Here is an 11,411-nt window from a genome sequence, read left to right as displayed (position 1 = left end):
CCGACCTCATACCTTCGAGGCCGGATAGGGAAAATCCGACGGCCGCTTCAACTCCTTGTTGACATGGGCACGCAGCGCCGCGTCGCAGACCGCATAGCCCCAGTTGATCAGCCGGTCTTGGGTGACATCGTCGATCCGTTTCAGCCGGGTGGCGATTTCCGCGAGTTGCATCGTGCGCGCATGCGGACACGGCAGCGGATCCGCCAACGGATAGTCGGCGATGTCGGTGCGGATGCCCCAATACGCGCCTTTGCGCGCCTCGTCGCTGTCAGGCTTCGTGGCATGCAGCGCGAAGGAGGCGATGACCTGTCTGGTGCGCAGCGCGCGGACCTGGCTGTCGATCATGTTAAGCACGCGATAGGCGTGCTGCGCCCAGTCGCGCTTCGGCTCTTCCTCGGCGTGCATATCGCCGCCGGCATTGGAGACCAGGACGGTCTTGTGCGACTTCCAGACCGTCTCCAGTCCCATATTGTCGTAGACGCCTCCGTCGGTGAGCACGACCTTGGTGGTGAAGGGCGGCCGTTGCAGGTCCATCCCGGAGCCGGGCGTGAAGTCGCTGTCCCTGAGGCGCAGGTCGCAGGGCGACAGCACCGGCGGAAACGCCGACGACGCCGCCACCGCCCGCGCGAGCGGCACCGTCGGGTTCTTCACCTCGCCGACGCGGTAGTCACGCATATAGGGTTTGGAGAATCGCCACAGCACACCCGACTGCACATTGGTGGCATTGATCACGAAGCGCGGCGCGTCCGGCAGGTCCTGCAAGGTCGCGCCTTTGAAGAGGGCGTCGTCATACGCCTGGGCAATGCGGTCGCTGATGGTACCTGGTAGCAACGCGCCGAAGATCACGGACTCCGCGTCGATGGTCTCGGAGGCCAGCAGGCGCAGCGGCTCGACGAAATTCGGAACGAACTTGCCGTGCACGTCAGGCGCCGCAACGCCGAGCTTGTTCCAGACAAGACCGAGAAAGGCTGCCGTGATCGAGCCGCCCGACACGCTGGAGATCCGGGTGATGCCGCCGCTGGGGGCCAGCATACCGTTCTCGTACAGCCGCCACAGCGCACCGATGTGAAACACCATCGCACGATAGCCGCCCCCCGACAGGCTCAACGCCGGCAACGGATCCAGCAACTTCTTCGCTTCTCCGGGAATCGCCCTGACCGGCGAGTTGGCCGAGATGGGAATATCGGACATCGAACACCTCCCGGAAACGATCGCCAGACGAAACACGACCTAAGGATGCATTTTTGCCAGAAACGTTAAAGGGCTGGTGACGGACCGTGAAGTGGACGGGCGCGCGGCGACCTCGCGCCGCATCGACTTCCCGATCGCCCTAAACCGGCCGCTTCTTCAGCCGCGCGCGCTTCGGCAGCACGCCGGGCCAGGTCACGATGTGGTCCTGCAACTCCTCGTCGGGTACGGTTGCTTCGGTGCCCTGCACCCGTCCGCGCACCGAGACGCCGGCCTCGTGGACAGTTTGCGCGCTGCCGGAGATCAGCGGATGCCACCAGTAGAGGTCGCGGCCTTCGGCAACGAGCTTGTAGCCGCAGCTCGGCGGCAGCCAGTTCAGGGTGCGGACATTGTCCGGCGTCAGCCGCACACAGTCCGGCACCTGGTCGGAGCGGTTCGGATAGTCCTTGCAGGCGCACAGCCCGGCATCCAGCAGCTTGCAGGAAACATGCGTGTAATAGATCTGGCCGGTATCCTCGTCTTCCAGCTTCTCCAGGCAGCAGCGCGCGCAGCCATCGCACAGGCTCTCCCACTCGGCGCCGGACATCTCTTCCAACGTCTTGGTTTTCCAGAACATTCCCTCCTGGGCGGAGGGTTTTGGCGGGCGCGTGGTCATGCCGTGAGCGTCGATCCGGGTCGGGGCTGAAACGCCCTTCTAGGTGTTCTCGGGCGGGCTCCGCAAGCACCGCGGCCATCACCGCCCCCGGACCCGCCCGCCGGACACGCATTCGCGTTAGCTTTGCCGGCCAAAATCCGCGCATCGCCATTGGTTTGTCGGCCCCGCTCCGCTAGAAGTTGGACACACCTCCCTCGGCCGTCAAACGGCTTGCCGTCGCAGCGCCTTGGGATTGCCGCAACACTCCAGCAAGCCTGCCCGCAGTGCCCCATCGGGTGGCGCTTGAGCGGCAGCAGACCAAGGATCCCGGTGCGCCAGATCGTGCCATCCAGATGGAAGACCAGGTTCCGGCATTTCATGCTGGATCTGGATGCCCGCATCGATTCCGGGCTGTTTTCGTCCGGCCGCGGCACGCGTGAACTGTATGAGCGGTTCTCGACCTTCATGGACCGGTTCTATGTCGGCCGCTGGAAGCGCTGGGTGTTCATCGAACCCATGTCGGAAATGGCCACGATCGGCCTCGGCGGTCTGATCCTGATGCTGGCGCTGGCGCAGCCGGCGTTTCGCGAGACGGCCGATGACGACTGGCTGAAAAAATCCGACCTCGCCGTGACCTTCCTCGATCGCTACGGCACGCCGATCGGCAATCGCGGCATCAAGCATAACGACTCGATCCCGCTGGAAGACTTCCCGGACAATCTGATCAAGGCGACGCTGGCGACCGAAGACCGACGCTTCTACGATCATTTCGGCATCGACATCGCCGGCACCGCGCGCGCGATGGTCACCAACGCGCAGGCCGGCGGCGTGCGCCAGGGCGGCTCGTCGCTGACCCAGCAGCTTGCCAAGAACCTCTTCCTGTCCAACGAGCGCACCATCGAGCGCAAGGTCAACGAGGCCTTCCTCGCGATTTGGCTCGAAACCCGGCTGACCAAGAACGAGATCCTGAAACTCTATCTCGACCGCGCCTATATGGGCGGCGGCACCTTCGGCGTCGATGGCGCCGCGCATTTCTACTTCAACAAGTCGGCACGCTACGTGAACCTTGCGGAAGCCGCGATGCTCGCCGGCCTGTTCAAGGCGCCGACCAAATACGCCCCGCACATCAACCTGCCCGCCGCGCGTGCCCGCGCCAATCAGGTGCTCGACAACCTCGTCGACGCCGGCTTCATGACCGAGGGCCAGGTGTTCGGCGCCCGCCGCAATCCGGCGACCGCCGTCGACCGCCGCCAGGAGAGCGCGCCGAATTATTATCTCGACTGGGCGTTCGACGAGATGCGCCGGCTGGTCGAGACGTTTCCCAAGTCCTATTCCGAGCGCGTCTTCGTGGTCCGCACCACCATCGACATGAACGTGCAGAACGCGGCAGATGCCGCGATCGAGAACCAGTTGCGCCAGTTCGGCCGCGACTATCATGCCACCCAGGCGGCGACCGTGGTGTCCGATCTCGACGGCGGCGTGCGCGCGATGGTCGGCGGCCGCGACTACGGCGCCAGCCAGTTCAACCGCGCGGTCGACGCGATGCGCCAGCCCGGCTCCTCGTTCAAGCCCTATGTCTACACCACGGCGCTGCTCAACGGCTTCAAGCCGACCTCGATCATCGTCGACGGCCCGGTGTGCATCGGCAACTGGTGCCCGCAGAACTATGGTCACTCTTATTCCGGCGCGGTGACGCTGACCCAGGCGATCACGCATTCGATCAATGTCGTGCCGGTGAAGATCTCGATCGCGCTCGGCGGCAAGTCGCCGAACCCGGCCAAGGCCGGCCGCGCCAAGATCGTCGAAGTGGCGCGCCGCTTCGGCATCAAGGCGCCGCTATTGGACACGCCGTCGCTGCCGATCGGCTCGGCCGAAGTCAGCGTGCTCGAACATGCGGTCGCCTATGCCACCTTCCCCAACAAGGGCAAATCGGTCACGCCGCATGCGGTGCTGGAAGTCCGCACCGGCGCCGGCGATCTGGTCTGGCGCTTCGACCGCGACGGCAAACAGCCCTTGCAGGCGATCCCCGCCTCGGTCGCCGCCGACATGGCGGGGATGATGAGCCACGTCGTCTCGGAAGGCACCGCGCGCCGCGCCGCGCTCGACGGCATCCCGACCGCTGGCAAGACCGGCACCACCAATGCCTATCGCGACGCCTGGTTCGTCGGCTACACCGGCAACTTCTCCTGCGCGGTATGGTACGGCAATGACGATTATTCGCCGACCAACCGCCTGACCGGCGGCGCGATGCCAGCGCAGACCTGGCGTGACATCATGGTCGCCGCGCATCAGGGCATCGAGATCAAGGAAATCCCCGGCATCGGCGCCGGCACCAAGAATCCGGCCGCGGTGCCCTCCGCCAATGTCGCCTCGAGCACGCCGAGCGCCAAGCCCGGCCCGCCGCCGGTGCTGACGCGCCGCGGCGCCGACATTCTGGTGCGCGTCGAGAAGATGCTCGAGGAGGCCAGCAAGACCGCCGGCCGCACCTCGTCGAACGAACCCGTGGCGCCGAAGCCGCGCGCCTCCGCGCTCGCCTTCCCGGACAGCCTGGCCTCGGCCGGCGACGCGCCCGCCGCTGCGCCGGCCCCCGCCTCGCGCAAGAACTGATCCGCAACATGACGGTGCTTATGTGCGGCTGATCCTTCTCTCTCTGCTGGCGCTCGCCATTGCCGCGGCCACCGGCCTCGGCCTGACCTGGACCACCGCGACGCGCGGCACGGATCTGGGCACGCTGACGATCGGCGCCTGGACGGCGCGGCCGCGCACCGGCTCCAGCGACATCGATCCCTATGCCCGCGCCTCGATCGCGCGCTCCGGCGAATTGCCGATCGGCACCGGCGACGGTGTCGCCTTCACCGCCACCACCGATGACGGCAAGAAGCTGCTCGACGGCCGCTGCGACGTCGTGGTGTCGGGCGTGACGCCGGCGGCGCGATTCTGGACGCTGACGCTGTACGATACCAAAGGCGCCCTGGTGCCGAACGCCCTGCAGCGCTACGGCTTCACCAGCCAGGAAATCATCCGCGGCGTCGATGGCGCCTTCGAGGTCCGCATCGCCTCGCGGGCGCGCGCTGGCAACTGGCTGCCGACCTCCGCGATCGAACGCTACGTGCTGATGCTGCGCTTGTACGACACCCCGGTCGGCATCGCCACGCGGACCCAGCGCGACGCGCCGATGCCGTCGATCCGTACGGTGGGCTGCCCATGATCCGGCTGCTGTTCGCCATCGTCGCCGGCATCGTGATCGGCGGCATCGTGCACCTGGTCAGCGTGCTCGCGTTGCCGCGCATCGCGACGCAGGACGCCTATTCGCGGCTCACCGCCATCACCATGGTCAACGCTGTCACGGCGTTGCCTTCGACCGAACCCGGCAAGACGCTGCTGCCGTTCATGGACCCCGCCTTCGCGCTGGCGGTGTGCCGTTACGATCTGTCGAATGGACCGATCAAGCTCGCGGTACCCGTCAGCCAATCCTACACCTCGGTGTCATTCTACACCCGCAGCGAGGTCGCCTATTACGCGATCAACGACCGCTCGGCCGGTCGCCGCATCATCGAGCTCGATCTGATGACCGAAGCGCAGCATGCCGAATTGCCGGAGGACGAAGACGTCACCGCGGCCGACCGGCTGATCATCGATTCCCCGACGCCGACCGGCCTGATCGTGCTGAAGGCGCTCGCCGCCGAGCCCGGCCTGATGCAGCAGGCACAAGCCACGCTCGTCGCCGCGCAATGCGGCGCCCCCGCCGAACCGCCGGGAAAGAAGGGCGCAGGCAAGCGGTAGTCCGCTCCCCGAACGCGATGCGATACGAACGATCGATCGCTGAGCCGGGGCCGTAGCCTGGATGACAATCCGGGGCCGGCCTATCCACACGACCGGTATCCCGGATTGCGCCGCCCCGCCGCAAGCGGCGCGCCGACTTCGTCCGGGCTACGTACTCTGTGTACGGGATCTGCTACTTCAACACGGCGCCTGATCGCGCGCCCGGCCGGGCCGCTCCCGCGGCCACGATCGTCAGCTGCGACGCCAGCTTACCGATCAGCATATCGGCGCTCGCGGCCAATCCATCCGGCGTGTGGATCACCAGCCGCTCCAGCGCCCAGCGATACGACGCCACGCGGCGCTGCAGGCACTGCTCGACCCACTGGATGATCAGCGCATTCTCGTCCATCCGCCCCAGCGCATCCTCGCGCTCCTGCGGCGACAGGCTGGATACGAGGCTCAGGCTGGCGTTGCGTTTGCGATCGAGCTCGATCACGCGCGGCGCCGTGCCGTAGAACGCCTCGAAGCGCAGGATGTCATTGCGCACGGCGTCCATCAGCTCATGGTAGCGTGACGTATGCGAGCGGTGCGGCTCGTCGATCAGCATCCGGCCATAGACCGTGCGATCGAACGGCGGCTGCTGCCGCCACGGCGACGGCAGCGGCTGGTAGTCGCCGAACACGCTCTTCCACGCCGGACGCGACAGCGGCGGCTCGATCAGCGGGTACGCCAGGTTGCGCATCGCCTTCTCGCCATCGGTGAGTTGGAATTCGGACGGTCGCAGCCCGACGCTGGCATTGGCCTCACGCCCGATCCAGCTATGCATGTCATCGCTGACGGAACTCTGCCGCGCGCGGCCGAAATCGCCGCCGGAGCAGCCAGCCTGGGTCAACGCGAGCAGAATCAGAAACGGAAACGTGCGCCGGGGCCGAAGGCGGCCCGCAGCTCGAAAGACTGGCATCGGGTTCGTCCGCAATCAGGAACGGGCGCGGCGCTTGCGGCGGCGGCCGGGCGCGGTGCCTTCGTCCGGCCCGGTCGAATCGTCGGTCGGCCGGGTGATGCGGATCGACGGCAGGATCACGATGATCGCGGTCGAGACTGGCGCATCACCCATGCTCAGGCCCGGCCGTCGCGCTGCCGCATCCGCCGGAAACTTGATGATGGTGCCCATGTCCGTCTCTCCGCGCCCATTGCCCGACTGGCCGACGCAGCGCAACTAAAGGCGATCATGGTTAATGGAGCCTTAATGAGGTGACCGACGATGGTTAAGGGGCGCTTAAGCCGAACGGTGTAAATTGATGCAAGTTTTCCCCGGTAAGCGTATCGCCCATGACCACACCTCCGATGTTTCCGGGCTTCGATGGCCTGATGACGCTGTCGCGCCGCGAGGGCGTCGACATCCGTCCGACCTTGCTTCGCGTGCTGACGGATCTCTACGTGCAGGCCTACAGCCACACGATCGACGAGGAAAAACAATTCATCGAGCTCGCCGGCCGGCTGGTCGACGAGGTCGATGACGCCACCCGCGCGGTGGTGCGTGCGCGTCTCGCGGTCTATCCGCACACGCCGCTGGTCATCCTGCAAAAGCTGAAACTGCGACCGGCCGTGCCGGCGCAGGAGCTGCCGCGCGCGCAGCCGATCCCGGTCGCCGCGGCAGCCCCCGTGGCGAAGGCGCCGAGCGAGGTCGAACAGCGGATGGCCGCCACGCTTTTGATGCAGCCGAAGGACGCCACCGAAATCTCCGACCTGTTCTTTGCCGCCACCGCCTCTGAGCGCGCGAAAATCCTGCACGATATTGCCGCGACGCCGCTGAAATCGTCGGCGCGGATCGCGCCGGAGCGCGCCGCACGCGCGATGCACATTCTGGAAATGGCGGCGTTCGCAGAGGATCGCGACAATTTTGCCCGCGAACTGGGCGAGGCGCTGTTGTTGCCGCATCAGGTCGCCGAGCGCGTGGTCAATGATCCGGGCGGCGAGCCGCTGGCCTGCTGCGCCAAGGCGCTCGGCATGAACAGCGCGATTTTCCAGCGGGTGCTGCTGTTTCTCAATCCGGAATTCGGCGCCTCGGTCACCCATGTCTACCGGCTGTCGCGGCTCTATGACGTCTTGAGCGAACGTTCGGCGCTGATCATGGTGGCCGCCTGGCGCGGCGCCATCGTCGCGGCGACGCGTGCGAAATATCGCCCGGCGCTATACGATGACGAGCGCCACCGCGCGCGCGCAGCGGCGCCTGTGGCACGGCCGGCAGTGCAGCCGGGCGGGATGGATGTGACGCGCATCCGGACGACGGGGAAGTAGCAGTAAGCGAGGCACCTCTTGCTTCCTTCCCTCTCCCCTTGTGGGAGAGGGTGGATCGAACATGCGAAGCATGTTCGAGACGGGTGAGGGGGAGCCACAAACTCCGAGCCCTGCCCCTCATCCGTCGCCGACTTCGTCGGCGCCACCTTCTCCCACAAGGGGAGAAGGAAGTAAGATCCGCGCGCCTACCCCTTCACCAGATCCAGGAAATGCCGGCCGGCCTTGTCCTCGGTCTCGACGATCCAGACGTCGGGATCGAACGAGATCTCCTTCATCAACCGCTCCTCGATCTTGCGTTCTTCCACCGGAAGCGGCGGCGACGGCGCAAAGACGCGCTCGACCGGGCGGCTGTCGTCATAGGCCGATTGCGGCGCCGGTGCGTAGAGCATCGCGTTGCCGTTCAAGAGCGCGACCTTGACGAACACCGCGCCCGCCTCCTCCGCGCCACGCCGCCGCACCGCGCCGAACACGCCTTCGGATTGGCAACGCCGCAGATAGGCGGCGACCCAGATGGATGATTTGAGTCTCATGAGGAGGCTATAGCAGAGCTGGGTCCGAGGTGCACCTAACCTCGCCCCGCTTGCGGGGAGAGGGAAGAACGCCCGCTTATTCGATCGGCCGGCCCGTCACCGTCGCCAGCTCTTTCACCATGCGGTCGGAGATCTGACCAGTCACCGGCAGCTTGCGTTCGCGCTCGAAGCGCTGGATGGCGGCTTGCGTATCGGAGCCGGCGGTGCCGGTCGGCTTGAGCTGGCCGTAGCCATATTCGGTGAGCGCGCGCTGCACGGCGGCGACGCGGCGCGAACTGACGATCAGATCGCCGAGCGGATCGCGCGCGACATTCGGCACCGGCGCCGGCGGGCGCGCCACCGCGCTGGAAGCGGCCGGCGGCGTGGTGGATTTGACCAGCCCGGCCATCGGGTCGGCAACGGCGCGCTCGACCGGCTTGCTCTCGCTCTTGCCATCGACCGGCTTGGCGTCGAGCAACCGCGAATCCAGCTTGGTATCGTTCGGCCGCAGCATCGCATCCGCCGGGCGCGGCTTCGGCAACAGATTCGCCATGGACGGCGCCGGCATCGGCACCGTCACGCTGGAGCCGAACATCGGCGACGGGTGATGCCCGGCCTGCAGGAAGATCGCGTTGCCGATGATGGCGCTGACCGCAGCGAACGCGATCAATCCGGCCACCATGTCCTTCGGACTGTGCAGCAGCATGCGCAGCAGCAGGCCGCGCTCGGCCGGCGCCTCGATGACGGCGACGGCGCGGCTGCGCGACTTCCTCGGCTTGGGGGAATTTTCTTTAGGCACTCTTCTTCACCTGACGGGCTGGATCGGAGGAAACCGCGCGCACGACCGGCGGCAGCGTGGCGATGTTGCTGACGGGTTCAGCGGCGCGCGTGAATTCGAGCGGCAGCGCCACCGTGATCGAGGTGCCCTCGCCGATCCGGCTCTGCACCTTGATCTCGCCGTGATGCATGGCGACCAGGCTCTTGACGATCGACAGGCCGAGGCCGGTGCCTTCGTGGCGGCGCTGATAGGTCGAGCCTGCCTGAAAGAACGGATCGCCGATCCGCTTCAGATCATCCGAGGCGATGCCGACGCCGGTGTCGGAGACAACCAGCACCAGCCTGTTATCCTCGACGCTGGCCGCGACGCTGACCATGCCGCCGCGCTCGGTGAACTTGATGGCGTTGGACACCAGATTGAGCACGATCTGCTTGAACGCGCGCAGATCGCCGTTCACGTCCGGCAAATCCTTCGGCGCGTCGGTGACGAGATCGATGCCGTTCTCGCGCGCCTTCAGGGCCAAGAGGTTGCAGCAGTTGATCAGTGCCGGACGCGGCGCGAAAGGTGCCGGATCGATCTCGAAACTGCCGGATTCGAGCTTCGACATGTCCAGGATGCCGTTCACCACCGATAGCAGATGATGGCCGGAATCATTGATGAGCTGCGCATATTCATGCCGCTTGGCCGCATCGATCATCAGCACGTCATCCTGCACGATCATCTCGGAGAAACCGATGATGGCGTTCAGCGGCGTGCGCAGCTCGTGGCTCATGGTGGCGAGAAAACGGCTCTTGGATTCGTCGGCACGCTCGGCTTCGGCGCGCGCGGCGGCCAGCGCCTGCTCCTGCATTTTGCGGTCGGTGACGTCGCGCAGCACGGCGACGACTTCGGCATCGCGCGTGGCGCGCTTGTCGGAGCTCTCTTCCATCGGGCGGCAGCGCATCTCGACCCAGATAAATTCGCCGGCCGATGATCGCAGACGGTCATGGCTGCGCGCAACGTCGCGGCGCAGGCGAAATTCGACGCTGCGCGATTCGCCGCCGCGGCCGGCATCGGATAGAGCGGTGAGATAGGCCGGGCGATCGGCGACATGGACGCGGTCGAACAGGCCCTGCCCGAGCAGACGCTGCGCGGAGCTACCGACCAGGGTTTCCGCCGCCGGCGAGATGAACTGCACCGCGCCGTTGCGATGGTGGCGCGAGATCACATCCGACATGTTGCGCGCCAGCAGGCGATAGCGGTCTTCCTCGTCATTGAGCAGCGCCACGCTGGTGCGCGTCAGAGATTCCGCGCCGAAGGCAAGGCCCGCGGCATAGAGCGTGGCGGATGCAATGCCGAACGCCATCAACACGCCATGCGGCGCACCGCTGGCATGCGCCGGCAACAGGTCGAAACCGCTGAGCGCGATCAGCAGGGTGACGCAGGCCAGCGCCAGCGCCGAGGCAAAACCGACGATGCGCCGCGACGCCGACAGCGCGGCCTCGATCGGCAGCACGATCAGCCAGATGGCGGCAAAGGAATCGATGCCGCCGGTGAACACGGCCGTCATCATGATGAGTCCGGCGAGTGCGATCGATGACAGGATCTGCGCGCTCTCGTAGCGGCCGGTGCGCGACAGGAAGTACGACAACAGGATCGGCGCGATCAGCCACGCAAAGGCTGCCACCTCGATCGCATTCGGCGCGCCGCGCAGCGCAAGATAGACGGGGAATGCCGCGAGCGCCGCCAGGCTGCCGAGCAGCCGCGGCGCCATGAAGGCGCGGTGTCGCGCGCCCGTCAGCGCGTCAACACGCGCCGAGGGATGCAGCATGGCATCAAGACATTCGCGGATGATATTCAATACGGTCACGGCTCTCGCGCTACGGCTTGCTCGTCCAACTTCAGACGCGCCGGAACGCCTCCTTTATCGTTGTCCACAACCTGTCAGAGCGGAATTAAGCGAACGCTAAAACACGGGACCTCAACGCCGGCCTTCGCGATTGGGTGCTGTTTTGCCGGGGTTTTGCGATTTTCTTCCAATGGGATGGTGAACGACAGGTTTAGAGCGGCGCGCACTTATGGTTTCGAAAGTATGGATGAAGGCGGCGTCGCGTGGCGCGACCCGCACATCCATCAATGAAAAATTTACGTCGAATCGAACCATGCGTTTTTTCGGCCTATTTTCGACGATTTAAGGACATCGAAAATACTTGGCCTTTATCGAGCCATGCTAGCTGTGGGCGACGCGATCAATCGCCACGAC

Annotated in this window: 12 protein-coding genes; 4 read left to right on the top strand and 8 right to left on the bottom strand. The window is 65.9% G+C overall.

Going from position 1 to position 11,411, the window contains the following annotated elements; translation table 11 throughout:
• Positions 1-6: 6 nt before the first annotated feature.
• Positions 7-1,191 (bottom strand): patatin-like phospholipase family protein, encoded by a 1,185-nt coding sequence (locus tag FIU28_RS10815; protein WP_143572977.1) that lies wholly within the window; start codon positions 1,189-1,191, stop codon positions 7-9.
• Positions 1,192-1,330: 139 nt separating this feature from the next.
• Entirely contained in the window at positions 1,331-1,843 is a 513-nt protein-coding gene (locus FIU28_RS10810) for a YcgN family cysteine cluster protein (protein ID WP_143572976.1), read from the bottom strand.
• Positions 1,844-2,152: 309 nt separating this feature from the next.
• Here FIU28_RS10810 and FIU28_RS10805 point away from each other — a divergent pair, with 309 nt between their 5' ends.
• From FIU28_RS10805 to FIU28_RS10795, 3 genes are read left to right on the top strand one after another with little or no spacing between them, the layout of a single operon-like run.
• Positions 2,153-4,429 carry a transglycosylase domain-containing protein gene (locus tag FIU28_RS10805; RefSeq protein ID WP_143572975.1) on the top strand — a complete coding sequence of 759 codons (2,277 nt, stop codon included), beginning with the start codon at positions 2,153-2,155 and terminating at the stop codon, positions 4,427-4,429.
• A 22-nt stretch (positions 4,430-4,451) separates the two neighbouring features.
• Positions 4,452-5,030: a DUF1214 domain-containing protein gene (locus tag FIU28_RS10800; protein WP_143572974.1), complete on the top strand. Its 579-nt coding sequence runs from the start codon at positions 4,452-4,454 to the stop codon at positions 5,028-5,030.
• Entirely contained in the window at positions 5,027-5,605 is a 579-nt protein-coding gene (locus FIU28_RS10795; RefSeq protein WP_143572973.1) for a DUF1254 domain-containing protein, read from the top strand. Before FIU28_RS10800 ends, FIU28_RS10795 begins: the two co-directional genes overlap by 4 nt.
• Before the next feature lie 172 nt (positions 5,606-5,777).
• On the opposite strand, the gene FIU28_RS10790 is transcribed toward FIU28_RS10795, so the two are convergent.
• Positions 5,778-6,545: a hypothetical protein gene (locus tag FIU28_RS10790; RefSeq protein ID WP_143572972.1), complete on the bottom strand. Its 768-nt coding sequence runs from the start codon at positions 6,543-6,545 to the stop codon at positions 5,778-5,780.
• A 15-nt stretch (positions 6,546-6,560) separates the two neighbouring features.
• On the bottom strand, positions 6,561-6,755 hold the full coding sequence (locus tag FIU28_RS10785; RefSeq protein WP_143572971.1) for a hypothetical protein: 195 nt from the start codon (positions 6,753-6,755) through the stop codon (positions 6,561-6,563).
• A 158-nt stretch (positions 6,756-6,913) separates the two neighbouring features.
• Here FIU28_RS10785 and FIU28_RS10780 point away from each other — a divergent pair, with 158 nt between their 5' ends.
• Entirely contained in the window at positions 6,914-7,882 is a 969-nt protein-coding gene (locus FIU28_RS10780) for a DUF2336 domain-containing protein (RefSeq protein WP_143572970.1), read from the top strand.
• Positions 7,883-8,067: 185 nt separating this feature from the next.
• On the opposite strand, the gene FIU28_RS10775 is transcribed toward FIU28_RS10780, so the two are convergent.
• The 4 genes from FIU28_RS10775 to FIU28_RS10760 form a co-directional block, all read right to left on the bottom strand.
• Positions 8,068-8,412 (bottom strand): DUF1491 family protein, encoded by a 345-nt coding sequence (locus FIU28_RS10775; RefSeq protein ID WP_143572969.1) that lies wholly within the window; start codon positions 8,410-8,412, stop codon positions 8,068-8,070.
• A 76-nt stretch (positions 8,413-8,488) separates the two neighbouring features.
• Positions 8,489-9,190: a peptidoglycan-binding domain-containing protein gene (locus FIU28_RS10770; protein ID WP_210245497.1), complete on the bottom strand. Its 702-nt coding sequence runs from the start codon at positions 9,188-9,190 to the stop codon at positions 8,489-8,491.
• The gene (locus tag FIU28_RS10765; protein WP_143572968.1) at positions 9,183-11,018 is read right to left on the bottom strand and encodes a PAS domain-containing sensor histidine kinase; all 1,836 of its coding nucleotides are present in this window, start codon (positions 11,016-11,018) and stop codon (positions 9,183-9,185) included. Before FIU28_RS10765 ends, FIU28_RS10770 begins: the two co-directional genes overlap by 8 nt.
• A gap of 111 nt (positions 11,019-11,129) precedes the next feature.
• A complete protein-coding gene (locus FIU28_RS10760; RefSeq protein WP_143572967.1) occupies positions 11,130-11,312 on the bottom strand; it encodes a hypothetical protein in 183 nt (60 codons plus the stop codon).
• Positions 11,313-11,411: the final 99 nt, after the last annotated feature.

The organism is Tardiphaga sp. vice154, from assembly GCF_007018645.1.
Lineage (GTDB): Bacteria > Pseudomonadota > Alphaproteobacteria > Rhizobiales > Xanthobacteraceae > Tardiphaga.
This window is presented reverse-complemented; position numbering and strand designations above follow the sequence as displayed.

Coding starts and splice junctions, on each gene's coding strand:
- FIU28_RS10815 (WP_143572977.1), bottom strand. CDS start 1,191: ATGTCCGATATTCCCATCTCGGCCAACTCGCCGGTCAGGGCGATTCCC.
- FIU28_RS10810 (WP_143572976.1), bottom strand. CDS start 1,843: ATGACCACGCGCCCGCCAAAACCCTCCGCCCAGGAGGGAATGTTCTGG.
- FIU28_RS10795 (WP_143572973.1), top strand. CDS start 5,027: ATGATCCGGCTGCTGTTCGCCATCGTCGCCGGCATCGTGATCGGCGGC.
- FIU28_RS10790 (WP_143572972.1), bottom strand. CDS start 6,545: ATGCCAGTCTTTCGAGCTGCGGGCCGCCTTCGGCCCCGGCGCACGTTT.
- FIU28_RS10785 (WP_143572971.1), bottom strand. CDS start 6,755: ATGGGCACCATCATCAAGTTTCCGGCGGATGCGGCAGCGCGACGGCCG.
- FIU28_RS10780 (WP_143572970.1), top strand. CDS start 6,914: ATGACCACACCTCCGATGTTTCCGGGCTTCGATGGCCTGATGACGCTG.
- FIU28_RS10775 (WP_143572969.1), bottom strand. CDS start 8,412: ATGAGACTCAAATCATCCATCTGGGTCGCCGCCTATCTGCGGCGTTGC.
- FIU28_RS10760 (WP_143572967.1), bottom strand. CDS start 11,312: ATGGTTCGATTCGACGTAAATTTTTCATTGATGGATGTGCGGGTCGCG.